General features: G+C 46.8%; 24 protein-coding genes. 2 read left to right on the forward strand and 22 right to left on the reverse strand.

Translation table 11 applies throughout. From position 1 onward, the window contains the following. Positions 1-38 precede the first annotated feature (38 nt). Positions 39-986, forward strand: coding sequence for a 4-hydroxy-3-methylbut-2-enyl diphosphate reductase (locus F8N00_RS00200; protein WP_023467517.1), 948 nt, complete (start codon positions 39-41; stop codon positions 984-986). Between the two features lie 83 nt (positions 987-1,069). Here the strand turns inward: F8N00_RS00200 and F8N00_RS00205 are convergent, their stop codons facing one another. From F8N00_RS00205 to rpsU, 21 genes are all read right to left on the reverse strand, one after another. Then, complete coding sequence (locus tag F8N00_RS00205) at positions 1,070-2,182, reverse strand: Nif3-like dinuclear metal center hexameric protein (RefSeq protein WP_058712882.1); 1,113 nt, start codon at positions 2,180-2,182, stop codon at positions 1,070-1,072. Continuing rightward, positions 2,182-2,901, reverse strand: coding sequence for a tRNA (adenine(22)-N(1))-methyltransferase (locus tag F8N00_RS00210; protein WP_326937793.1), 720 nt, complete (start codon positions 2,899-2,901; stop codon positions 2,182-2,184). The genes F8N00_RS00205 and F8N00_RS00210 overlap by 1 nt, the downstream gene beginning before the upstream one ends. A gap of 117 nt (positions 2,902-3,018) precedes the next feature. Further along, positions 3,019-3,360 carry a cytochrome c550 gene (gene cccA / locus F8N00_RS00215; protein WP_023467513.1) on the reverse strand — a complete coding sequence of 114 codons (342 nt, stop codon included), beginning with the start codon at positions 3,358-3,360 and terminating at the stop codon, positions 3,019-3,021. Between the two features lie 153 nt (positions 3,361-3,513). After that, complete coding sequence (gene rpoD, locus F8N00_RS00220; protein ID WP_023467512.1) at positions 3,514-4,599, reverse strand: RNA polymerase sigma factor RpoD; 1,086 nt, start codon at positions 4,597-4,599, stop codon at positions 3,514-3,516. A 34-nt stretch (positions 4,600-4,633) separates the two neighbouring features. Further along, the gene (gene dnaG / locus F8N00_RS00225; protein ID WP_023467510.1) at positions 4,634-6,430 is read right to left on the reverse strand and encodes a DNA primase; all 1,797 of its coding nucleotides are present in this window, start codon (positions 6,428-6,430) and stop codon (positions 4,634-4,636) included. A gap of 146 nt (positions 6,431-6,576) precedes the next feature. Further along, positions 6,577-7,386, reverse strand: a complete 810-nt coding sequence (locus F8N00_RS00230; protein WP_047396410.1) for a pyruvate, water dikinase regulatory protein — start codon at positions 7,384-7,386, stop codon at positions 6,577-6,579. A gap of 12 nt (positions 7,387-7,398) precedes the next feature. Beyond that, complete coding sequence (locus tag F8N00_RS00235; protein WP_023467507.1) at positions 7,399-8,028, reverse strand: helix-turn-helix transcriptional regulator; 630 nt, start codon at positions 8,026-8,028, stop codon at positions 7,399-7,401. Between the two features lie 21 nt (positions 8,029-8,049). Further along, the gene (gene glyS, locus F8N00_RS00240; protein WP_421017590.1) at positions 8,050-10,110 is read right to left on the reverse strand and encodes a glycine--tRNA ligase subunit beta; all 2,061 of its coding nucleotides are present in this window, start codon (positions 10,108-10,110) and stop codon (positions 8,050-8,052) included. Continuing rightward, positions 10,103-10,993 (reverse strand): glycine--tRNA ligase subunit alpha, encoded by an 891-nt coding sequence (gene glyQ, locus F8N00_RS00245; protein ID WP_029341034.1) that lies wholly within the window; start codon positions 10,991-10,993, stop codon positions 10,103-10,105. The genes glyS and glyQ overlap by 8 nt, the downstream gene beginning before the upstream one ends. Positions 10,994-11,281: 288 nt before the next feature. After that, positions 11,282-12,031, reverse strand: a complete 750-nt coding sequence (gene recO, locus F8N00_RS00250; protein ID WP_023467502.1) for a DNA repair protein RecO — start codon at positions 12,029-12,031, stop codon at positions 11,282-11,284. Positions 12,032-12,034: 3 nt separating this feature from the next. After that, positions 12,035-12,943: a GTPase Era gene (gene era, locus F8N00_RS00255; protein WP_023467500.1), complete on the reverse strand. Its 909-nt coding sequence runs from the start codon at positions 12,941-12,943 to the stop codon at positions 12,035-12,037. Next, entirely contained in the window at positions 12,936-13,334 is a 399-nt protein-coding gene (locus tag F8N00_RS00260; RefSeq protein ID WP_023467498.1) for a cytidine deaminase, read from the reverse strand. Before F8N00_RS00260 ends, era begins: the two co-directional genes overlap by 8 nt. A gap of 48 nt (positions 13,335-13,382) precedes the next feature. Further along, positions 13,383-13,733 carry a diacylglycerol kinase gene (locus F8N00_RS00265; RefSeq protein ID WP_058265082.1) on the reverse strand — a complete coding sequence of 117 codons (351 nt, stop codon included), beginning with the start codon at positions 13,731-13,733 and terminating at the stop codon, positions 13,383-13,385. Next, positions 13,730-14,206 (reverse strand): rRNA maturation RNase YbeY, encoded by a 477-nt coding sequence (ybeY, locus tag F8N00_RS00270; protein ID WP_029341033.1) that lies wholly within the window; start codon positions 14,204-14,206, stop codon positions 13,730-13,732. Before ybeY ends, F8N00_RS00265 begins: the two co-directional genes overlap by 4 nt. Then, entirely contained in the window at positions 14,203-16,260 is a 2,058-nt protein-coding gene (locus F8N00_RS00275) for an HD family phosphohydrolase (protein WP_421017591.1), read from the reverse strand. The genes ybeY and F8N00_RS00275 overlap by 4 nt, the downstream gene beginning before the upstream one ends. Before the next feature lie 36 nt (positions 16,261-16,296). Beyond that, positions 16,297-17,259 carry a PhoH family protein gene (locus F8N00_RS00280; RefSeq protein ID WP_023467492.1) on the reverse strand — a complete coding sequence of 321 codons (963 nt, stop codon included), beginning with the start codon at positions 17,257-17,259 and terminating at the stop codon, positions 16,297-16,299. A 171-nt stretch (positions 17,260-17,430) separates the two neighbouring features. Further along, positions 17,431-17,901: a hypothetical protein gene (locus F8N00_RS00285; protein WP_023467490.1), complete on the reverse strand. Its 471-nt coding sequence runs from the start codon at positions 17,899-17,901 to the stop codon at positions 17,431-17,433. Between the two features lie 13 nt (positions 17,902-17,914). Next, complete coding sequence (gene floA / locus F8N00_RS00290; RefSeq protein ID WP_023467489.1) at positions 17,915-18,898, reverse strand: flotillin-like protein FloA; 984 nt, start codon at positions 18,896-18,898, stop codon at positions 17,915-17,917. Then, positions 18,895-19,404, reverse strand: a complete 510-nt coding sequence (locus F8N00_RS00295; RefSeq protein WP_023467487.1) for an NfeD family protein — start codon at positions 19,402-19,404, stop codon at positions 18,895-18,897. The genes floA and F8N00_RS00295 overlap by 4 nt, the downstream gene beginning before the upstream one ends. Before the next feature lie 181 nt (positions 19,405-19,585). Then, positions 19,586-20,032, reverse strand: a complete 447-nt coding sequence (locus tag F8N00_RS00300) for a GatB/YqeY domain-containing protein (protein WP_023467485.1) — start codon at positions 20,030-20,032, stop codon at positions 19,586-19,588. A gap of 21 nt (positions 20,033-20,053) precedes the next feature. Beyond that, positions 20,054-20,227, reverse strand: coding sequence for a 30S ribosomal protein S21 (gene rpsU, locus F8N00_RS00305; RefSeq protein ID WP_012369719.1), 174 nt, complete (start codon positions 20,225-20,227; stop codon positions 20,054-20,056). 313 nt (positions 20,228-20,540) lie between these two features. Between rpsU and F8N00_RS00310 the strand changes: the two genes are divergently transcribed. Then, entirely contained in the window at positions 20,541-21,800 is a 1,260-nt protein-coding gene (locus F8N00_RS00310; protein ID WP_050678369.1) for a dicarboxylate/amino acid:cation symporter, read from the forward strand. A 68-nt stretch (positions 21,801-21,868) separates the two neighbouring features. Here F8N00_RS00310 and pulA read toward each other — a convergent pair. Next, positions 21,869-24,120: type I pullulanase (gene pulA / locus F8N00_RS00315; RefSeq protein ID WP_421017592.1), on the reverse strand; the 2,252-nt coding region annotated here is incomplete at its 5' end.

A 24,120-nucleotide genomic window follows, 5' to 3' on the forward strand; every position in this document is an offset into this window, starting at 1 on the left:
ACTAATCATTCTTTTTCACAAAGGGAGAATCTACAACTATGCTAGTAAAAAAAATCAGCCCCCGCGGCTATTGTTACGGTGTCGTCGATGCAATGAAACTTGCACAACAAGCGGCATTGAATAAAGACTTGCCACGCCCGATTCATATTCTTGGTATGATCGTTCACAATGCTCATGTCACACGTGAATTCGAAAGTATGGGTGTCATCACAGTCGATGGTCCCGATCGCCTCGAAGCACTTGAGACGATTCAAGAAGGAACTGTCATTTTTACAGCGCATGGTATTTCGCCTGCTGTTTATGCACGCGCCGCCGAAAAAAATCTGCACGTCGTCGATGCAACATGTCCTGACGTGACGCGTACACACGATTTGATTCGACAAGTCGTCGCGGATGATTATGAAGTCATCTACGTCGGCAAACATGGACACCCGGAACCTGAAGGTGCAGTCGGTGTAGCACCAGAGCATGTGCACCTCATCGAAAAAGTCGAAGATATCGATGAACTCCCGCCTCAGCTCGCTCATAAAAAAATCATCGTCACGAATCAGACGACGATGAGCCAATGGGATGTCCAAGCTTTGATGGAACACGTGCGTAAAAAGTATCCGCATGTAGAAGTACACAATGAAATCTGTAACGCAACACAAGTCCGGCAAGAAGCGGTGGCTGATCAAGCAGGAGATTGTGACCTTGTCATCGTCGTCGGTGATCCACGTTCGAACAACTCGAACCGATTGGCACAAGTATCATTCGATATCGCAGGAACTCCAGCGCATCGGATTGGTGATTTAACAGAACTCGATCTATCATGGCTTAAAGGTGTACAGCAAGTTGGTGTCACATCAGGTGCATCAACACCAACACCAATCACGAAAAAGGTCATTGATTTCTTACAGCAATATGATCCATCAGACATCAGTACACATGACAAGACACCATTCCTTGAACTACGACGGATTTTACCAAAAGTAAAAATCCTTTAACCTGAATATGATAGAAGTAATAACAAACACCGGACAGCGAATCATCGCCGTCCGGTGTTTTATCTCATTTTTTACTTTACATATCACAAAAAATGAAAGGGATTCGTATTGGCTGTCGAGACGATGAGTTCCACATCTATCTTCTTCTCTTTGAATCGTTTGCTTAATTCGTTGACGACGCCTTCTTTCATGACCGACTCCACATGATGTCCCGGATCGACGACTGCTAGTCCAAGTGCCATCGCATCATGCGCTACATGGAAATAGAGATCTCCTGTCACAAGGACATCTGCTCCTGCAAATGCTGCAGTCGAGACGTACTTATTGCCGTCACCACCAAGGACCGCTACTTTTTGGATATGGCGCGATTCGTCTCCGACGAAGCGTAAGTTTTGTACACCAAACGCATCGCGAACATGTTCTGCAAATTCTCGTAACGTCATTGCTTCCGGTAACCGACCAATCCGTCCAAGACCAAGTGATGTTGCCGGGCGTTCTTGGCGAATGAGATCATAGGCGACTTCCTCATATGGATGAGCCTGTTTCATCGCTCGAATGACTTGTTTCTGATTCAGTTCCGTAACGATCGTTTCGATTCGGACTTCTGAAACGCGTTCGAGTCGCCCTGCTTCACCGATATACGGGGTAGCTTCCGTCAACGGTCGGAATTGACCTGTTCCATCGACGTGGAATTGACAATCACTGTAGTCTCCTTCTTTTCCTGCTCCCGCTTGTGCAAGGGCTGTTGAAACGCGCTCTACAGCCTCGGTCGGTACATAGACACTTAGTTTATATTGCGTGTTTTCAAACGTCGGTGCTAGTACTTCACAAGACTCAAGACCAAGCGCATCTGCCATCCAGTCATTGACCCCGCCTGGTGTTACGTCAAGGTTCGTATGTGCAGCATACACCGCAATATCGTGTTTGATACATTTTGTGACGATCCGTCCTGTTGCAGAACGATCCGTCACATTTGCTAATTTACTAAAAATCGGTGGATGATGCGCGATGATGAGATCGACCTTCTTTTCAATCGCTTCATCGACGACAGACTCCAAGACATCAAGCGTCACGAGCACACGTTTGACGTCCTTGTTCAATGTTCCGATTTGTAGACCAATCGGATCACCTTCGAGTGCAAATTTTTTCGGAGCAAATGCTTCAAACTGCTCAATGACATGGTTCCCATTCGCCATTAGTTCGTCACCTCTTCCATCTTTTGAATCAATCGTTCGATGGCTTCGATTTTTTCAGATAAAACCTCCGTTGCTTGTCCTTGTTTCATCTGAGCTAGGATATACTCTCGCTTTTGTTTTTCAATCTGCCATTTTTCAATGAATTCTGGTGCACGTTCCCGCATTAACTGTGGTCCAAAGAACAATTCCCACTGACGTGTTGTTTCGTCCTCTGAGTACAGTGTTTCATCTCCACGTTCTGCAACGAGAATTTCATAGATCTTTCCGTTCTCCTCGACGATGGCTTCAGACAATAACGCATATGAATTCGTCAGCAACCACTTCCGAACATCAACTGCATCAACATTTGGTTGAAGGATCAAACGTTCCTCCCCCGACAGCCGATCTTTGCCTTCTTCAAGGATTGAGGCAATCAGTGTTCCGCCCATTCCTGCAATCGTAATCGCTGTTGCTTCGCCCGGCTTTAAAACCGATAGTCCACTTCCAAGGCGGACATCGATTTGTGACTCGAGCCCGACAAGCGCCACTTGTCCTTTTGCCGCTTCCATCGGTCCTTCGTTTACCTCTCCCGCGATCGCGCGTTCAATTTTCTGTTGCTGGATACAAAAACATGGTACGAATGCATGATCTGATCCAATATCTGCGAGGATAGCTCCTTGTGGAATATACGACACGACTTTTTGGAGTCGTTGATCCAATACGACGTTCATTTGCATCATCTTCATCCTTCCTATTTTCCGAAAAACTCTCTTTTAAAAATAGCGGATTTACGCTAAAAAAGATACCATACACCACAAAAAAACATCCATCTCGTAACGAGATAGATGCCCTTGTTCTTATTTCTTAGCAGCTAACCATTTGGCTAGAACAGCTGCTTCTTCGTCATTCGCAAGACCGCCAGGCATTTGCCCTTTACCGTTCATTGCGATGTTCTTAATTTCATCTTCTTTCAGCTTCGCACCGATCTTTGTTAAGTTCGGACCTGTTCCGCCTTCTAAGTTTCCACCGTGACATCCTGTACATCCTTTAGATGCAAACAAGTCTTCTGGCTTCATTTCTGCAGTTGACGGCCCTTTGCGAGCTTCCTTCACCTGATCGACCCCAAAGTAAGACAATGAAATCATAGCGATGATGGCGATGACTGCGATCGCCGCGAACGGTACTAATGGATTACGCATTTGGATTCCCCCCATATTCTATACCCAACCAAGTTGGTGACTGAATGGTATTCCCCGTTACTATTCTACTGTAAAAAAAACAGGGAAGGAAGAAAAAAACGAAACTTTTTTCTTCCTTCCCACTAAAATTTCATATATTCTTCACACTTTGAATTAATCGAGGAAATCTTTCAGGCGTTTCGAACGACTCGGATGACGTAATTTCCGAAGTGCTTTTGCTTCGATTTGACGAATTCGTTCACGTGTAACGCCAAATACTTTCCCGACTTCTTCAAGTGTCCGTGTCCGACCATCGTCAAGACCAAAACGAAGACGAAGGACGTTTTCTTCACGATCCGTCAGTGTATCTAACACATCTTCGAGTTGTTCTTTCAAGAGTTCGTATGCTGCAGCATCTTGTGGTGCCGTCGCATCTTGGTCCTCGATGAAATCTCCGAGATGTGAATCGTCCTCTTCCCCGATTGGAGTTTCAAGAGAAACCGGCTCTTGCGCAATCTTCAGGATTTCACGGACTTTTTCTGGCGTGATTTCCATCTCTTTCGAAATCTCTTCCGGTGATGGTTCACGTCCGAGATCTTGCAAGAGTTGACGCTGGACACGAATCAATTTATTGATCGTCTCAACCATGTGAACCGGAATTCGGATTGTCCGCGCTTGGTCAGCAATCGCACGTGTGATTGCCTGACGAATCCACCATGTTGCATACGTCGAGAATTTATATCCCTTCGTATAGTCGAATTTCTCGACCGCTTTGATCAGACCCATGTTGCCTTCTTGAATCAAATCAAGGAACAACATACCGCGTCCGACATAACGCTTCGCAATCGAAACGACGAGACGTAAGTTTGCTTCCGCCAATCGTTTTTTTGCTTCTTCATCGTTTTGTTCGATTCGTTTAGCAAGTTCGACTTCATCTTCTGCATTTAACAAATCAACGCGACCAATTTCTTTTAAATACATCCGGACAGGGTCATTGATCTTGACACCAGGAGGAACAGACAAATCGTTTAGATCCGCCTCTTCTTTTTCGTCCCCTGTACCGTCATTGTTGACCTTGATACCTTCTGTTTCAAGCAATTGAAGGAATTCCTCGAATTGCTGAGCATCCATTGATTCGAACGAACTTAGTTTGTCTTCGATCTTTTGGTGTGACAATTCACCATTTTTATGTCCGAGCGCGATGAGTTCCTCTTTCGCGAGACGGAGTAATTCAGCTTCTGATCTTGCTTTTTCTGCCATCGAACCATACACTCCTTCCACATCATGCAGCAGGTCATCGATCTTTTAAACGACGCTTCCGTTCTATGATCGCCTGCATCAGCTCCGCTTGAGCACGGATATCTGTTTGTTGATTCAATCGTGACTTTTCTTCTTCTAACAACCGACGTTGCTGTTCATTTTGGACGGCACGAATGTAGTGACTGAGCAAATCAGGATCATATTCAGGCATTAGCATGAACTCTAAATCCGCTACGATTCGTTGCAAAGAGGCGTCGTGCAACATCGTCAAAAAACGATCAGGACTTCCTTGCGTACCTGCTCCGTAAAATTCATATAGCTTGCCGGCAATCAATTGGTGTGCCGGATCATTGAATTGGACACCTAGTTGCTCTCGCACTTCAAGACATACTTCTTCTGAACGGATCATGTAGGCAAGCAAGAAGCGTTCTGCCTTTTTCCAGTTCGCGAAAGTTCGGTCAGGAGGTGCTGTCGGTAGAGCAGCTGGGCGATCGGAAACGATTTGTTCTCTCTTCGGTTGTTGGACGGTTGGACGCACTTGTGCGATCAAGGAGTCTTTCGAGAGTTTAAATTCCTCAGAAAGTTTTCCTAAATAAATGTCCCGTAACAACGGATTGGATGTTCGACCAATCTCTTCAAGCATAGTTTCAATATATCGAACGCGTTCTCCTTCTAATCGCAAGTTTTTTCCTTGTCGAAAATAAAAAGATTTGAATTCAAGACTTGAAACCCGTTCTTGTTCAATCCAGTGTAAAAACGTCTCTTCGCCCTGATTTCCAATGAAGGAATCCGGGTCTTCGCCATCCGGTAAACGGATGACGGAACAGTCGACGGCAACGGCTTCAAGCAACTGTAGGGCTTTTAACGTCGCAGCGCGTCCTGCCTTGTCTCCGTCATAACAAATAATGACTTCATCGACGATACGTGCTAGGTTTTGGGCATGAACCGGTGTTAAGGCTGTTCCTAAAGAGGCTACCGTATAAGGTATACCCGCTTGAGCGACACGCACAACATCAAGATTCCCTTCAACGAGGACGACTTGTTTGATTTTGCGCATCGCTCCTCGTGCTTGAGCGAATCCGAATAACAGTTCACTTTTATTGAACAAAGGTGTTTCCGCTGTATTGACATACTTCGGATCACGACCATCAATCGAACGTCCACTAAATCCGACGATCGTGCCATCACGATCGGAGATAGGAAATACGACTCGACCGTTGAATCGATCTCGATAATCGCCATCGCGTCCGATTGAAATCAATCCCGCTTCGACCATCTCATCTAAATCAAACCCACGTCGTGCCAAGGAATCCACTGTAAAACGATCTTGATCCGGTGCATACCCGAGTCGGAACTCACGCATCGCACCTTCACGGATACCACGATTCTCTAAATAGATTCGTCCCGCGTCGCCTGCTTCCGTTTGAATCAACACCTCATGATACAACTCGGTGACGATCCGATGTGCCTCGCGCATCCGGAACTTCTTTTCCTGTTCGGGTGTCGATTCCGATTGTTCGAATCGATCCGGCTCCAGTTCCGGAAGTGTGACATCGCTTCGATCAGCTAATTTAGAGACGGCTTCCTTGAAACTCATTCCTTCTGTTTCCATGACGAAAGTGATTGCGTTTCCACCTGCACCACATCCAAAACAGTAGTACATCCCTTTATCAGGAGAAACAGAAAAGGAAGGTGATTTCTCAGAATGAAACGGGCAAAGCCCTGAATATCGATTCCCTTGTTTTTTTAATTCTACACGTTCTGAAATCAATTCGACGATGTCCGTTGCTTGGCGGACCTGATCGACGATTTCATCAGGAATTCGCTTCATTCCGTCCTCTCCCCTTTCCTTGAGAACTTATCCTTACATGACCATACCCGCAATGAAACGGAACGATGACTCGTTCCGTTTCATTAGAAAAAGGGCATTATCTCATTTATCAGCTAAACAAGTATACTATGTTCCTGACTGCTTGACTAGTCATGCGCCTTCCCGGAAATTCCGGTCAAAATCAGGTTTGCCGTTTCCTCGACTGCTTTATTCGTCACGTCGATGACTTGGCAACCGATTCGTTCGTATAAATTCCGTGCGTATTCGAGTTCCCGGTTGATTCGGTCCATCTGCGCGTATGCTGCTTCTGGTTTGAGTCCTAATGAACGCAGGCGTTCCATTCGGATGTCGATCAACTTTTCCGGTGAGATGAGTAGTCCAAAACATTTTTCTTTTGGAATATCGAATAGCTCCGCTGGCGGGATCGATTCAGGTACGAGTGGTACGTTCGCTACTTTATATCGCTTCAAAGCCAGATACTGCGAAAGTGGTGTCTTTGATGTACGCGACACCCCGATCAAGACGATATCCGCACGTTTGATACCTTTTGGATCACGTCCATCGTCATACTTGACAGCAAATTCAACCGCTTCGATTTTTCGGAAATACTCCTCATCTAGGCGATAGATTAACCCTGGCTCTTCCTTCGGTTGCATCTGCAAGCGATCTTCCATCGTGTCAAGCAATGGACCAAGTAGATCAATCGCTTTAACACCGTGAGCGCGAGCTGTGTCTGCAAGCAGACGACGATGGGTCGCATGAACGATCGTGAAAGCGATTGTCGCTTGTTCTTCTTTCGCATGAAGAACCAAGTCATAAATAACTTGATCATCATCGACGAACGGAATGCGGACCGTTTCGATGGCTTGTTCCGGGAATTGGATTGCAGCTGCGCGGACGACGAGTTCACACGTCTCTCCGACAGAGTCACTCACGACATAAATCCGTTGACGCATCAGGAACCCTCCTTAAATTTCTTCATCACGTGCTAAAGCGACCAACACTTTCGTCATGTTCGTCTTCGTCATTCGACCCACGACTTTCAAGACGCCGTTCTCCTCTTCGACGACTGGCATTGAATCAATCTGCTTTTCGATCAGTTTCATGCCGGCACCAATCAACGTTTCCGATTTTTCACAGACCGTCAAATTCGGCATCCGTGTCATGATGATGTTGACCGGTAACGTATCTAATTCTTGATTACCGATTGCCGCACGTAGAAAATCCTTACGTGACAACACACCGACTAACGCATGGTCCTTACTGACGACGAACAGCGAACCCACATCTTCAAGGAATAAGTGAACGATCGCATCGTATACGGTCATCCCTTCATGAATGACCTTTGCCGACGACATGAATTCGCCGACGGTCAAGGTGTCGAGTTTCTCATGAAGCATGGACGCATTTTTCTTTCCAACGTACATATAGCCGACACGTGGACGCGCTTCTAGCATGCCGGTCATCGTTAAAATCGACAAATCGGGTCGTAATGTCGCCCGTGTCAGGGAGAGTGCAGAAGCAATCTGCTCTCCCGTGATCGGACCATTCTCTTTGACGATTTGGAGTATCTTTTTTTGCCGTTCATTTAACTTCATCGGCTCATCCGTCCTTTTTCTTTACGCTAAAGTAAGTGCATTGAACCGGGCGACTGATTCGATGGCTTGCGCAAATCGTTTCATTTCGCTAAGACGGTTCGTACGGACTGTTTCGTCGTCCGTCATGATCATCGTACCGTCGAAGTAGGCTGTAATCGACGGAACGGTTGCATCAAGTGCCTCAAGCGCTCGTTCATAATCAAGTGACGCGATTGCTTGATCAACCTCTGGTAAGGTCTTCTCAATCGCCTCATGCAACGCGCGTTCCGCATCATTTTCAAAGAGCGCTGGATTAACAGTTGTGACGTCTTCTGCTTTTTTCGAGATGTTTAAGACACGGCTGAGTTGTTCGACCGTTTTCTTGAACGATTCTTTTTTCGTCGCACTTTCAAGCATTGCAGCACGTTGCTCATTCGCTTCGACTGTCAACGTATGATCAAGAGCGGCTTCGACGACATCATGACGGAAGTTCATTTCCGATAGACGGTATTTCAAGCGTTGTGCAAAGAAGTCTTGTAATGCAGATTGGACTTCTTCGGCATCCTTCGCGTAAAGACCTGCTGCCACCTGTTCTGAAACGACGAAGGCAATCAATTCAGTCAATGTCAGATTCAACTTGCGATCTGATAAAATCTGAACAATCCCTTGTGCTTGACGACGCAATGCGTACGGATCCGCTGATCCACTTGGAATCATACCGACACCAAAGAATCCAGCGACGCTGTCCATCTTATCGAGAATCGCATAGAGTGTTCCTGTCGGTGTTTCCGGACTTGCATCCCCCGCGAAGCGTGGCATGTAATGTTCACGAATCGCAGCCGCGACTTCCGGATCCTCATTCTTCATGTTCGCATACCGCTCACCCATCAGACCTTGCAATTCTGTGAATTCATAGACCATTTGACTGACGAGGTCGAATTTATAGATCTGTCCTGCACGTTCGACACGTGTTTTGTCTGCACCGACACGATCTGCAAGTGCGAGTGCCATCTGACGGACGCGACGGACTTTTTCGCCTGTCGTTCCTAATTTTTCATGGAAGACGATTTTATCAAGACGTTTCGCCTGTTCATCGATATCTGCTTTTTTATCTTCTTCATAGAAGAACTGCGCATCGGCTAAACGGGCACGGATGACTTTTTCGTTTCCGCGTGCGACGTTTTCAAGATGTGTTGCGTTTCCGTTTCGTACCGTGACGAAATAGTGGAGCAACGCACCGTCACGTTTGACCGGGAAGTAACGTTGGTGTTCTTTCATCGTCGTGATCAAGACTTCTTCTGGTAACTCAAGATACGCTTCATCGAATGCACCGAACAAGGCTGTCGGATACTCGACGAGGTTCGTGACTTCTTCAAGTAAAGACGCATCGATCGGCACTTCGAATTGTTCGCGTGCCGCAAGCGCTGCGATTTGTTCTTCGATCAATTGACGACGTGCTTCATAACTGACGATGACGTTTTCTCCTGCGAGCGCTTCAACATAAGCGTTCGGACGCAGGATCGTGATGTCCTGCCCGAGGAAACGATGTCCACGTGATGTCCGACCCGTTTCGACGGATGCGACTTCAAACGGGATGACTTGATCGTCAAGCAGGGCAATCAACCAACGAATTGGACGCATGTAACGTAACGATTGTGTGCTCCAACGCATGTTTTTCGGGAATGTCATCGCTTCGACGACTTGTTTTAGTCCAGGAAGTAGATCGGCTGTCGCTTGTCCGACTTCCTTACGTGTCGCATAGAGATACTCGACTCCTTTTTCTTCTCCAAGGAAGAGATCGTCCGTCGTTAACCCTTTACCACGCGCAAACCCTTCGGCTGCTTTCGTCCAGTTCCCTGCTTCGTCCATCGCGATACGTTTTGCTGGTCCTTTTAATGTCTCTTCGAGGTCACTTTGACGTGCTGCGAGACCTTTGACATACACTGCAAGACGACGTGGTGTCGAGAAGGATTCGACGCTTGTGAACTCAATCCGAGCTTCTTCAAGGAAACGCGTCACGCGTTCCTTGAGTTGTGTTTCGGATTGAAGGACGAATCGAGCCGGCATCTCTTCTAAACCGATTTCAAGTAATAATTCATGCATGTGACTCACCTGCTTTCGACTTGATCAATGGGAAGCCAAGACGTTCCCGTTCTTCGATGAAACTTTGCGCACAACGGCGCGACATGTTCCGGACACGATGGATGAATCCTGTACGTTCCGTGACGGAAATCGCCCCCTTCGCGTCGAGAAGGTTAAAGGTATGTGAACATTTCAAGATGTAATCATACGCTGGGAAAACGAGGTTCTCGTCCAAGGCGCGATTCGCTTCTTTTTCATATTGATCGAACAACGTGAAGAGTAAGGCGACATCTGATGTTTCAAACGTATACTTCGAATGTTCGAACTCCGGTTGATAGAAGATATCACCGTATTTGAAGCCATCTGTCCAAACGAGATCAAAGACACTCTCGACGTCTTGGATGTACGAAGCGAGACGCTCGATTCCGTACGTGATCTCTACTGCAATCGGATTACACTCGATTCCACCGACTTGTTGGAAGTACGTGAATTGTGTGATTTCCATCCCGTTCAGCCATACTTCCCAGCCGAGACCTGCAGCACCGAACGTCGGGTTCTCCCAGTTATCCTCTACGAAACGAATATCATGTTCGAGTGGGTTGATACCAAGCAACTCGAGACTTTGTAAGTACAATTCCTGAATGTTGTCAGGTGATGGTTTCATGATGACTTGGAATTGATGGTGTTGATACAGACGGTTCGGGTTTTCCCCGTAACGACCGTCAGCCGGACGGCGTGATGGTTCTGTATAACAAACGTTCCATGGTTCTGGTCCGAGACTCCGTAAGAACGTCATCGGATTCATCGTACCGGCTCCTTTTTCTACGTCGTATGCTTGCATCGTCAAGCAGCCTTGTTCTGCCCAAAATTTTTGTAATGTCAAGATCATGTCTTGTACTGTCATCTTCACGACTTTCACCTCCGAAATGATTAAGGAACGCAAAAAACGCCCCTATGTACAACAATCGTTGCACATAGGGACGAGACGAGCCCGCGGTTCCACCCTACTTGCATGCATCGCATGCCACTCTTTTTGACAAAGAACACTCCGAAACGCCATTCGCGCCCCTCTCACTTCCAGCTCACACCACCCTGGAATCGCTTGATTGAGAAAAAGACGGTACTCCTTTTCGTCATCGTGTTCATTTAGTTGCTTCTACCGCATTTATTCTACCGAACCCGCTTGTTGCTGTCAATCGTTGCCGAAATCAATCAACTGGTCGAGGACACGTTTTGAACGTAGACGTAACCCGCTGTAGCGTTCCATATAAGCATCCATGATTTGACGCAGTAGACGCTTCGTTTCCGGCTTCACCGTCACGGTACCGATCCGCGAGAAATCATAGACGGAAAACACATAGAGCATCTTCGCGACTGCTTCTGACATAAAGACCGCATGTTCATCCTCATGACGGTGCCGGCGACACAATAACCCACCATGGTGTAACGAAAAAGCAAACGGTGCTTCAGCACTCCCGCAAATCGTACAGCCATTCAAGTGCGGCGCAATCCCTAGATGACGCAACAGGCGCAACTCGATGATGAAAGAGACGACGTCGGGATCAAGTCCTTCATCCATCGCCTCCAGTCCTTCGACGAACAAATCATAGAGTGCCGGTTGCGGCACTCGTTCATCAAGCGCTTTATCTGCCAGCTCCAGTAGATACATCGCATACGCCATCAAGACGACATCTTGCCGGATATGCGCGTGGCTCGTGATGACGTCTGCTGATTTCAACTGACCGAGACCACGTGACCGTGGATAGATATAGACGGCTCGAACGAAAGGCTGGCTTGCCGCGTTGAAACGACTACCCGGCTTCTTCGCTCCTCGCGCCATGACGGCGAGCTTGCCGTATTCACGTGTCAGTAGCGTGACGATCTTATTCGATTCACCGTATACGACCGTTCGTAGTACAAGCCCTTCCGCCTTATCGATCATCGCTTAATACTCGTCATCGCGGAAGCCAAGTTCACGCAATTGACCGGCCTTGTTACGCCAATCCTTTTGGACTTTGACCCACAAGTTCAGGTAAACTTTCGTTCCGAGTAACATCTCGATGTCCGTTCGTGCTTCAGAGCCGATTTCTTTTAGAAGTGCTCCGCGTTTACCGATGATGATTCCTTTTTGGGAATCGCGCTCGATCAAGATCGTCGCATGGACATCGACCATGTTTCCATTCTCACGCGTCTTGATTTGATCAATCGCGACTGCGATCGAGTGTGGTACTTCGTCGCGTGTCTTCTGCAAGACTTTCTCACGAATCATCTCTGAGATGATGAAACGCTCCGGGTGGTCAGTGACTTGATCCGCCGGATAATACATCGGTCCTTCTGGTAAGATCTTCGCGATTTCTTCAAGTAACGGTCCGACGTTGTTACCTTGAAGCGCAGAGATCGGAACGACTGCCGCAAACTCGAGCTCATTTTTATATGACTCGATGATTGGCGGAATATCATTCGGATGAATCAAATCGACCTTATTCATGACGAGAATGATGGGTGTATCGAGTTCCTTCAATTTTTCAATGATGAAATCGTCGCCTTTTCCTTTTGGTTCTGTCACGTTGACCATGAACAAAATCGCATCAACTTCACGCAATGCGTTCGTTGCGACCTTCATCATGAAGTCACCGAGTTTATGTTTTGGTTTATGAATCCCTGGTGTATCGATGAAAATCGTCTGAACGTCTTCTGTCGTATAGACACCTTGGATTTTATTTCGCGTCGTTTGTGGCTTATCAGACATGATGGCAATCTTTTGTCCGATGACACGGTTGAGGAATGTCGATTTTCCGACGTTCGGGCGTCCGATGATCGAGACAAAGCCCGATTTGAATCCTTCTTTAAACATGTAAATCCCCTTTCGTGAATGCTCCTGGTAAGAGGGCGCCCACTGTTGTTTCTGTGACATCCCCTTTAAGGTTCGTCAAATAGATTGGCATATCTGCGTCACACATCTCTGATAGCACTTGGCGGCATTGTCCACATGGTGCGACCGGTCCTTCTGTGTCCGCAACGACAGCCATCGCTGCATACTCGCGCGCATCCTGTGCCCACGCAGAGAAGATTGCTGTCCGTTCTGCACAGTTACAAAGACCATATGCAGCGTTTTCAATATTGCAACCATGGAAGACTTGTCCGTCTTTTGTTAGTAGAGCAGCACCGACTTGGAATTTCGAATATGGAACATACGCTTTTTCGCGTGCACGTTTAGCTTGTTCGAGTAATTGTTCTGTTTTCATGTGAGTATCCCCTTCTTAGGAACGATATTGGCCAAAAAGGCCGGATTCTTATTGTACCAAATATGGGATGAAGATGCATAGTGCAATTGCAATAGATGTAAGCGCCAACACAAGAACAGCTCCACTTGCAATATCCTTGACTGCTTTTGCCAGTGGATGCCATTCCTGCGTCACGAGATCAACGACGCGCTCAAACGCTGTATTGAACATCTCGGCACTGATGACGATCCCGACCGTCAAGAAGAGGATCGCTCGCTCGACAGACGTCAAGGGTAATAGAAAGGCGACAAGCAACACGATGGCACCAACTGTCACGTGAACTTTCATATGCCGTTCTTCTCGAATCGATTGGCGCAATCCGTTCATGGCATGTCGAAAGGGTTGCCACCAGCTTTTCACAATGTGCCCCGATATAACTCGAAGTGATGCAGGATTTCCTCCTGTCGCTTCGTCATGACTTCCTCATCTGCTTTTTCAATGTGATCGTATCCGAGTAAATGGAGAAAACCATGGACAGCGAGGAAACCGAGCTCTCTCTCAAAATGATTCCCATACTCTGCCGCTTGTTCACGACACCGTTCTACGGAAATGATCAAATCGCCGAGGACGATTGGTTCGTCTTCGAGCAATCCAAAATCGATTTCATCTTCTCCTAGTTCTTCCATCGCAAAGGAAATGACGTCTGTCGCCTGATCCTTTCCACGCCATTCACGATTGATTTCTTGAATCTCATCGTTTGAGACGAAAGTCACGGACAACTCACTATTTGAATCGACTTCTTCTTGTTCCGCCGTGTAAATCAAAATCGATTCGACAAGCTGTCGTTGTTCTTCCGTTAGACGATTATTTTCGTCTGTCATATAAATATTCATGTCGTTGCCTCTTTCTTTAATTCTGGATACTCGATTCGTTCATGGAACAAACCGGATAAGGTATGACACGCACTTTCACCAACGCGATAAATCTCACGTGTCGTAATGTCACATTCCGCAAATTGATCATCCATCATCTTTTCACGAATGATTTTCGCGACCAAGTCCCGAATTCCTTCTTCTGAAGGAGCTTTCATCGAACGAACTGCCGCTTCAATCGAGTCAACGATCATGATGACCGCCGCTTCACGAGTTTGTGGTTTCGGACCCGTGTAACGGAACGTCTCCTCATCGACCTCACCTTGTTCTGCTGCCTTGACATAAAAGTATCTCAGCAGAGAGGTTCCATGATGCTGGCGGCAAATATCGATGATCGCTGCAGGCAGTTTTGCTTCTTCGAGTAATTCAACACCATCCTCGGTATGTGCCAAGATGACACGTGCCGACTCTTCCGGTGTCAATCGATCATGGGGATTGCGTCCATGCTGGTTCTCAATGAAATAAAGCGGTCGTCTCGTTTTCCCTAAATCATGATAGTAGGCGCCGACTCGTGCAAGCAAGCCATCTGCTCCGATTGCTTCACAGGCTGTTTCTGCTAGATTCGCAACCATCATACTGTGATGGTACGTTCCCGGTGCTTCAACTAATAATTTTTTGAGTAACGGATGCGTCGGGTTCAACAGTTCGAGTAGACGGGTCGGTGCTAAAATACCGAACGTCATTTCAAGAAACGGCAATAGTCCAATTGCTAGGACGGCACTCAAGATACCGCTCGCAATCGCAAAACCAACTAAAATCAGCGTTTCTCGTAGTTCGAACGTTCCACTTCGTAACAGGACGAATGCTAAGAAAATCGCGATGTTTGCTCCGGCAATCGAAACACTGCTCATGAAAATACGACGTCGTGACAAACTAGAGCGCAGGAAAAACGTTGCGACTAAACCACCGACCAATAAATAGATTGCGATATTGAAGCTGAAGTTCTGGTTCGTACTATAGAAGAACGTTCCGGCAAGCGCCGTAAACAGAGAACTCGATAATGCAATCCGTTCGTTCAATAAATTGCGCAAGACGAGCGCAGCAAAAGCGGTCGGCGTGAGTAAGTAAAATGCTGGATTGATGTCGTCTGCTAAGAACGCCATACCATACATGACGAGTAATTGTAGACTGACGACGAGGTAGACAAGCCCGAATAATCGAATCCGCCCCATTTGAGCGTATCGCAGTTTTGAACGGTGAATGAATCCAAATAAAAAGGCAGTCATCAACGCACTGACAAGCATCGCCCCGAGTAACGGTTTCAACGACTGTCGATCAGAAATCAAGCCGACTAATTGTAGCTGACGATAGGCATCTTGTGAAATCACTTCGCCTCGTTTAACGATCACTTCGCCTTCTGAAATGATGACTGGTTCAACTTTATCACTCGTCTGCTTACGAAGCTGTTCCGTCTTTTCCGGATCATAGACGTAGTTCGTCACGATCAGTTGATCGGTCATCGCTTTAGCGACTGCTTTTAGTGAAAAGGACAGTGGCGAACGTTCAATATCCGTTCGCGCATTCTCACGTGCCTCCGCTACTTCACCACCATCAGACGAGATACGTTGACGCATCGCTTCTTCAATCGCGGTGATGACGACGTCACGTGTCGTATTCCGTAGTGCTGTCGTCGACGTCACAAGCAAGCGTAACTCATCATCCTTCAAAAGAGTTGCCGCCTCCGTTCCACGCAGACGCTGTTTGATTTTACCGATCTCATTTGTTTTTTTGATACCAGACAAACTCGCAAAAAGTTGTTCGACTTTATCAATTTGTTGTGCTGCATACTCTTGTTTGATCGTATACTGACTCTCGATTGCAGCAACCGAATTTTCCTTGATTTGATTTGTTGCAACCCGGTCCTCCATCGTCAAGGGTGACCGGATATCTTCTTCTGCAATTGAGAATGGTTCTGCGGACAAGGCTTCTGGCCGAACACTGACATACATCATCGTCGATACGACGAGATAGAATACTACTGTCAAAAGCCCGACCCAGACCCCAACCTTGCGCATATCATCTCCCCCTTTTCCATCTATTTTCGTAACGGCTTAGGTCAAATCCTGACTATAAGCATCAACGATTTTTCGGACAAGTGGGTGACGCACGACATCCGCTGAGCCAAAGTGCTCAAAATGAATCCCTTTGACATTGCCGAGCAAATGTAACGCTTCTTGTAGACCAGACGTTTTTCCTCGCGGAAGATCGACTTGTGTCAAATCGCCTGTGACGATCATCTTCGAATGGAATCCGAGACGCGTCAAGAACATCTTCATTTGTTCACGTGTCGTATTTTGCGCTTCATCAAGAATGACGAAGGCATGTTCAAGTGTCCGTCCACGCATGTAAGCGAGCGGCGCGATCTCGATGACGCCACGCTCAAGCAGACGAGCCGTATGTTCGACACCAAGTACGTCATGTAGCGCATCGTATAGAGGACGTAGATAGGGATCGACTTTTTCTTTCAGATCCCCTGGAAGGAATCCTAGATTTTCTCCTGCTTCTACTGCTGGACGCGTCAGGACAAGTCGTTTGACGTGACCTTCCTTTAACGCTTTTGCCGCCATCACGACAGCAAGATACGTTTTTCCGGTTCCCGCTGGTCCAATACCAAATGTCAAATCACAGCGGTCGATTCCCCGAACGTAACGTGCTTGACCGAGTGTCTTTGCACGAAGTGGTTTTCCTTTATGATTCGTATGAATGACCGTATCGTAAAGTTCCAGTAGTTCATCCACCCGATCTTGACGTGCCAGTTGAATGGCGCTCGTCGCGTCACGCTCCGTCAAAACAGCTCCACGATTCACAAGTTGTTTCAAGACGCCTACGACCTGTCCTGCTAAGATTACAGACTGCTCCTGTTCGGATTGTGCCAACAGCTCATCTCCTCGATGCGTAAGCTGAACGTCAAGTTCTGCTTCCATCGTACGTAAGACTGCATCATTCGGACCGACGAATGCTTGAATCTGTTCTGAATTCGAAAATGCAAATGGGATTCTTTCGTTGAATATCACGTTGTGAATGGCCTCCTAGTCATGGATAACAAGTTGTCATCGCTTCATATCTAATCTCTTCCACTTTAGCACTTCCGCCGAAAAGATGGAAAGAAAAACCCGTTCCCACCTTTTGGGAAATAAAAAGAGTCGATCCTACGCGTTTCGTAGGATCGACTCACTGTCTAATCATCATCGTTTTCGTTTTGAAACGGGTGCACCCAGAACCTCACTCCAGACGATGGCACGACGCATTTCATCCTGTGAGAGTCTCGTCGCTGATGCTGAACGACTCGACGTTCCAATAGCACCGTCTGCGACGCTATCTTTGATTTCACCGATCGTCGAAGAGGACATCCCTTTTTTCGAATGTTGTTTCTGACGCTGGTCCAAACGTTGTTGCAATTCCGTTCGTTCATGAACGGGTCGCGCTTTTGTTTGCGTTACCCCCGGTTGTTTCTTCGCGGGTGCTTTTTTACGAACGACAGGTGGAGGTACCATCTCTTGTCGCGCCGTATCGACCTGTTCGGTTATTTGTTTCACATAGTCGCCGAACTCCTTTGAAGGTGTCCGGTTCGTCTGCTTCGGTTTTTTATCCGCTGCTTTTGAGATGACGGAGATGACACCGAATGCGATCATCAATCCGACCCATATGATATCCATACCGTCTCACCCTTTATTGTGAGTCATTTGGTGATGATTGCCCACCGATTGCTTGACGCATTTTCGTATCTGCCGTCACGTTCAAGTAGTTTGCATAATCCATGACGCCAAAGTTACCGTCACGCATCGCTTCAGCGATCGCAAGCGGCACTTCCGCTTCAGCAGCGACAACCTTCGCACGCATCTCTTCAACACGTGATTTCATCTCTTGTTCACTTGCAATCGCCATTGCGCGACGTTCTTCCGCTTTTGCTTGCGCAATGTTCTTATCTGCTTCTGCTTGATCCGTCTGCAGAACCGCACCGATATTTTTCCCGATATCAATGTCCGCGATATCAATCGAGAGAATCTCGAACGCCGTACCCGAATCGAGTCCTTTCGCAAGAACCGTCCGTGAGATCATCTCTGGATTCTCAAGTACTTCTTTTTGGTCATTACACGAACCAATGGTTGAGATGACACCCTCACCAACACGTGCGATGACCGTTTCTTCCCCAGCACCACCGACGAGACGATCAATGTTCGCACGTACCGTGATCCGGGCTTTCGCTTTTACTTCAATCCCGTTCATTGCCACACCGGCGATAAATGGTGTTTCGATGACTTTCGGGTTAACCGACATTTGAACAGCTTCCAGAACGTTACGACCAGCAAGATCAATCGCTGCTGCGCGTTCGAAGCTCAACTCGATATTCGCACGGTGTGCTGCAATCAAGGCATTGACGACGCGGTCAACGTTACCACCGGCAAGGAAGTGACTTTCCAGTTGATTCGTATTCAAGTTCAATCCCGCTTTAACTGCCTTAATCAACGGATTGACGATTTTAGATGGTGTCACTCGACGTAGTCGCATCCCGACTAATGTAAAGATCGATACACGTACGCCTGCTGCGAGCGAGCTGATCCAAAGTGGGATCGGAACGAGCGTGAAGAAGATGGCGAGGAAAATTAAAATTCCTCCAGATATGAGTAATACGGTCAATAGTTCAGGTGTCATGTGTGGGACTCCTCCTTCGTATGTTGGACTCTAACAATGACGCGTCCATGCGTCACTTCTTTTACGACGATTGTTTCCCCCGCTTGAATGAAGGTCCCTTCCGTTACGGCATCAATTCGATTCCCATCGATTTCAATCGTTCCTGATGGACGAAGAGGCGTCAAACTGACTCCTTCTTGTCCTAACAGTTGTACTTTGTCTTGATGGGAGAGATAGCCTTTTTCAGACGATGTCGAATCCGTCAAAATCAAACCGCGCCATAGTAACGACTGATTTGATTTAATTCTGCGATACGCCCAGTATCCGGCCGCAAGCGATAGAAATACAGCAAGTCCGATTGCGATACCTACTTGACCAACTGTAGCGCCTGCCATGATCAGACTAGCAAGGACCGCACCGATTCCGAGGACTCCAAAGATTCCGAACCCTGTGACGAATATTTCGACCAGTAACATGAGGACCCCAATCATGAAGACCGCCAAAATCATTCCTAAGCTAAACGTCATGCGTACGTTCACCCCTTTTCATTCGTGTCAGAAGCTGCTTCTTTTGCACTTTGATTCGTTACTATAATTATATACGCTTTCAAAACAAAAAGGTTTCATGACTATTCTGAATTCATTAAGAAACTTTTAATTGTGACAGGAACGACAAAAAAGGTGCCCCGAAGGACACCTTTTTCATGTATTAAGCGAGCCGTTGTTTGACGAGTCGATTAATTAACGCACCGTCTGCCTTGCCTTTAAGCTGTGGCATGACGATACCCATTACTTTCCCCATATCTGAAGGAGCAGAGGCACCCGTCTGCGCAATAGCTGCGTCGACGATTTCCTGTACTTCTTCCTCGGAAAGCTGTTTTGGCATATAAGCTTCGAGCACGACAATCTCTGCTTGAATTTTCTCGACGAGATCGTGACGACCAGCGCTTTCGAATTCTCGGAGGGAGTCGTTGCGCTGCTTCATTTCACGTGAAAGAATTGTTAATTCTTCCTCGTCTGTCAATTCTTGCTTACCGAGTTTGATCGTTTCATTTTGCAGCGATGATTTCACCATCCGAATCGTCGTAAGACGATCTTTTTCACGTAGACGCATGGCTTCTTTCATATCCGCTGTCAAACGCTCCTGAAGACTCATGAGGATACACCCTCTCTAACGTTAGAACTTCTTACGCTTACGCGCAGCCTCCGATTTAAGCTTACGTTTTACACTTGGCTTTTCGTAGTGTTTACGTTTACGAACTTCTGCAAGCGTACCATCTTTTGAAACACCACGTTTGAAGCGACGAAGTGCGTCTTCAAGTGATTCATTTTTACGTACACGAGTTTCCACTAGTTTTCCCTCCCTCCGATATTACCGACTAAAGGAAACGTGTCAGACACGTCATACAACATTATAGTAGGAATATACAATTTGGTCAACAGTTGATTCTAGCGACTTTTCTGTACCCTACGCTGTTCCTTTTTGTTCTTATCTATCCTCTCATGGTTGCATCCGTTTGACAACAAAATCTAGTCATTCCTGCATCAAAATCCAGAAACTTTTTTGTAAGCGTTATCATCTATTTTTTAAAATGTTTTGTCAAAAAGGGTGATGATGTGTCAAAATATAGACAATTATCAAATAAAGGAGTGTGACATTACTTATGAAAGAAGCAAAGCGCATCATTTGGGGATTGATTCTCGGGGTGATTCTCGGAATCGTCCTCGCTTCCTTACCGGACAAGTCGATTTATGAGGGATTGAATAAATATGCTTTACAACCCATCGGAACGATCTTCCTGAACTTAATTAAGATGCTCGTCGTACCGATCGTCTTCTTCTCAATCGCCCTTGGCGTCATGGGACTTGGAAATCCAAAAGAGCTTGGTCGTGTTGGTGGTAAAGCCATCACTTATTTCATGACGACGACAGCTGTCGCAATTGTCATTGCTCTCGGTTTGTCATTACTGATCAAACCGGGTACGTTTGGTAACTTCGAGACGCAAGGTCTGGAATATGATAACGGAAATCTACCAGATACGAGCATAATCAACACAATCGTTGGTATGTTCCCGACGAACCCGATCACGTCGATGGCGGAAGGAAATATGCTACAAATCATCGTCTTCAGTGTCTTTATCGGTTTTGGGATCACGTTCCTCGGTCAAAAAGTCTCGACACTACGGACGTTCATCGAGCAGGGTAATGATTTAATGACGTACTTGATCACGCTCGTCATGAAAATGGCACCGCTTGGAGCATTTGCTTTGATCGCATCAGCCGTCGGTTCTCAAGGGTGGGATTCGCTAAAAGCAATGGGACTTTATATGGGTGTCGTCATCTTGTCACTATTCGTCCATTCCGTATTGACGTATGGTTCGACTGTTTCACTTCTTGGGAAGATGAACCCGTTCTTCTTCTTTAAGAAGTTCGCACCTGTCATGCTGTTCGCTTTCTCGACGTCTTCGTCGAACGCAACACTCCCTGTTGCGATGCAAACGGCTCAAAAAGAGTTGAAGGTTCCGCGTTCCGTCTCAAGTTTCGTCCAGCCTCTTGGTGCGACGATCAACATGGATGGAACAGCAATCATGCAAGGTGTCGCGACTGTCTTCATCGCGCAAGTCTACGCTGTTGACTTGACGCCAGGTCAACTTGCGACGGTCGTCCTGACAGCTGTTCTTGCATCGGTCGGAACAGCCGGTGTACCGGGTGTCGGTCTCGTCATGTTGACGATGGTTCTTCAATCGGTCAATCTACCGGTCGAAGGGATCGCTTTAATCATCGGTGTCGATCGTCTTCTTGATATGATGCGGACAGCCGTCAACATCACTGGTGACGCAGCATGTGCCGTCATCGTCTCGAAATCGGAAGAAGGTAATCTGAAAGAAGAAGAGAACGAAGAAACGGATGAGCGTTACGCTTGATTGCACGTTTCTCGACTGACGAAAAGGACGTTCCGCCAACTGCGGAACGTCCTTTTTTATCTGTTCACTTATTTTGATAAGACGAATGAGCTAAGTCCTTCGACACGAACCGTACCTGATACGTTACGGATTGCTTTGGTTCCTGCTTGTTTACCGTCTACAAGCAGCTTCCATTTTCCTTTTGGTAACTTCATGTCGACTGCTTTTCGATTTGCATTGTGAATGACATAGAGATCCTCTTTTTGTTTCGGCGCAGCATCATCTAGTCGATACGCGATGACTTGAGCCGGTGCTGCTTCAAACGTCAGGTAACGACGAATGTCTTTTGCTGTTGCTAAATGAAGTACTGGATTCTTTTTGCGTAACTCGATCAATCCTGTCATATAATCAACGTCTTGTTGACGGTCCATCTTCCGTTTCCAGTCGAGCTGGTTGACAGAATCCGGTGATTTATATGAGTTATGGTCGCCGCCCTTCGTCCGCATGAAATCCTGTCCTGCATGGATGAACGTTGTTCCTTGAGACGTCAACAAGATACTTGAAGCCAAACGATGCATCTTTGTCTTCGTTGCGTCATTGTCTTTCGGATTCGTCAGGTTCAACTTATCCCAGAGCGTATGGTTATCATGTGCTTCAACGTAAGTGATCGCTTGATCTGGTTCTTGCGTAAATCCTTTAATCTCTTTGTTATAAGCAATCTCTCCGACGATTCCGCGTTTGATGCGCGTTTCAAGACCCGTTGCTCCGTTAATGAAACCAGCATCTGAATCGATGAAGACGCTACCTTTGAGCGCATCGCGTAGGTTGTCATTGAAATGTCCGATTCCTGGCATTTGTTTTGTATTCGTTTGGTTGGCCTTCTCTGAATCTGGAAGCGGTGTTCCAAGGCTCCACCCTTCTCCGAATATGAGAATCGACGGATCAATTCGTTTTGTCGCCTGTTTGACATCATTCATCGTCTTGACGTCATGAATGCCCATTAAGTCAAATCGGAATCCGTCCCAGTGGTATTCTTTCGCCCAGTAAGAGACAGAATCAACGATCAATTTGTGCATCATTTGACGCTCAGACGCTGTATCGTTTCCGACACCCGTTCCGTTCGCTAAATCGCCGCCTTCTGTATAACGGTAGTAATAACCAGGAACGATTTTATCAAGGTTTGATGCCTTTGCGTCAAACATGTGGTTGTAGACGACATCCATGACAGCACGAAGTCCATTGTCATGTAGCCCTTGAATCATCTGCTTCATTTCCTTGATTCGGACTTTTGGATCATAGGGGTTTGTCGCATACGATCCTTCTGGTGCGTTATAGTTCTTTGGATCATAACCCCAGTTATACGATTTAAGCGGGTTCGTCTCATCGACGGAAGCTGTGTTGAAATCATAGACTGGAATGAACTGAACGTGCGTGATGCCAAGTTCCTTCAGATGATCAAGTCCCGTCTTCGTCTTCGTTTTTTTACCATCCTTCGTTAAACGTGTACCTGGCTCGATGACGCCGAGATACTTCCCTTTTTGTTTGATACCTGAATCGTAACCCGAGTTCGTCACATCAAACATCGATAAATCACGGACGTGTGATTCATAGATGATCGCATCTGTCGCATGGCGAAGTGGCATTTTTCCATTTGTCCAGCGTTTTGGATCCGTCTCGCGTAAGTCGACGACGACACCTTGGTCGCCATTGACGGCGACTGCTGTCGCATACGGATCAACCGCACGCGTCGATTCTTTGGCATGTTTGACTTCGTATGTGTATCCGACACCGTCAAGATCGCCCTTGACCGTCACTTGATACACACCACGATCCGTTCGTTCCATCTTGATTTCGCGCGTGATATCTTTTGTCGTAGCAGCTTGTTGCTTTGGTAAGCGATACAATTCGAGCTCGACCGCTTGTGCTGTCGGTGCCCAAACTTTAAACGTCGTGTTTGACTTTTGATAGTCGACACCGAGTTTTCCATCGTAGGCATACTTTTGGTCGAATGCTTTCGAACGGAGCACTTTACCCGCTTCAAGGACTGCTTCTCCAAAAACAGGATGAGACGCTCGGACGACTTTTGCTAAATCGATATCTGAAGTGACTTCGACTTTTACCGTTTTGGCATCGATTGCTGACACGGCTGGATTCGTCACGCCTTCAAACGTAAATGCCTTTACGTCTTCTTCCGTCAACGGTGCATTCGTTTTTAATGTCATCGTCCGGAAGTCATCTGCTAAAAAGCTTGTGATTTTCGGTGTGCGATCGATTTCCGGTTTGCTGTAGTATACCGTCTGATCCCCTTCAATCTGTCTCTTATACACATCTCCGAGCCCAC

Source organism: Exiguobacterium sp. A1_3_1, from assembly GCF_048985645.1.
GTDB lineage: Bacteria > Bacillota > Bacilli > Exiguobacteriales > Exiguobacteriaceae > Exiguobacterium_A > Exiguobacterium_A indicum.

Coding starts and splice junctions, on each gene's coding strand:
- F8N00_RS00200 (WP_023467517.1), top strand. CDS start 39: ATGCTAGTAAAAAAAATCAGCCCCCGCGGCTATTGTTACGGTGTCGTC.
- F8N00_RS00205 (WP_058712882.1), bottom strand. CDS start 2,182: ATGGCGAATGGGAACCATGTCATTGAGCAGTTTGAAGCATTTGCTCCG.
- F8N00_RS00210 (WP_326937793.1), bottom strand. CDS start 2,901: ATGATGCAAATGAACGTCGTATTGGATCAACGACTCCAAAAAGTCGTG.
- cccA (WP_023467513.1), bottom strand. CDS start 3,360: ATGCGTAATCCATTAGTACCGTTCGCGGCGATCGCAGTCATCGCCATC.
- rpoD (WP_023467512.1), bottom strand. CDS start 4,599: ATGGCAGAAAAAGCAAGATCAGAAGCTGAATTACTCCGTCTCGCGAAA.
- dnaG (WP_023467510.1), bottom strand. CDS start 6,430: ATGAAGCGAATTCCTGATGAAATCGTCGATCAGGTCCGCCAAGCAACG.
- F8N00_RS00230 (WP_047396410.1), bottom strand. CDS start 7,386: ATGCGTCAACGGATTTATGTCGTGAGTGACTCTGTCGGAGAGACGTGT.
- F8N00_RS00235 (WP_023467507.1), bottom strand. CDS start 8,028: ATGAAGTTAAATGAACGGCAAAAAAAGATACTCCAAATCGTCAAAGAG.
- glyS (WP_421017590.1), bottom strand. CDS start 10,110: ATGCATGAATTATTACTTGAAATCGGTTTAGAAGAGATGCCGGCTCGA.
- glyQ (WP_029341034.1), bottom strand. CDS start 10,993: ATGACAGTACAAGACATGATCTTGACATTACAAAAATTTTGGGCAGAA.
- recO (WP_023467502.1), bottom strand. CDS start 12,031: ATGATCGATAAGGCGGAAGGGCTTGTACTACGAACGGTCGTATACGGT.
- era (WP_023467500.1), bottom strand. CDS start 12,943: ATGTTTAAAGAAGGATTCAAATCGGGCTTTGTCTCGATCATCGGACGC.
- F8N00_RS00260 (WP_023467498.1), bottom strand. CDS start 13,334: ATGAAAACAGAACAATTACTCGAACAAGCTAAACGTGCACGCGAAAAA.
- ybeY (WP_029341033.1), bottom strand. CDS start 14,206: ATGAATATTTATATGACAGACGAAAATAATCGTCTAACGGAAGAACAA.
- F8N00_RS00275 (WP_421017591.1), bottom strand. CDS start 16,260: ATGCGCAAGGTTGGGGTCTGGGTCGGGCTTTTGACAGTAGTATTCTAT.
- F8N00_RS00285 (WP_023467490.1), bottom strand. CDS start 17,901: ATGGATATCATATGGGTCGGATTGATGATCGCATTCGGTGTCATCTCC.
- floA (WP_023467489.1), bottom strand. CDS start 18,898: ATGACACCTGAACTATTGACCGTATTACTCATATCTGGAGGAATTTTA.
- F8N00_RS00295 (WP_023467487.1), bottom strand. CDS start 19,404: ATGACGTTTAGCTTAGGAATGATTTTGGCGGTCTTCATGATTGGGGTC.
- F8N00_RS00300 (WP_023467485.1), bottom strand. CDS start 20,032: ATGAGTCTTCAGGAGCGTTTGACAGCGGATATGAAAGAAGCCATGCGT.
- F8N00_RS00310 (WP_050678369.1), top strand. CDS start 20,541: ATGAAAGAAGCAAAGCGCATCATTTGGGGATTGATTCTCGGGGTGATT.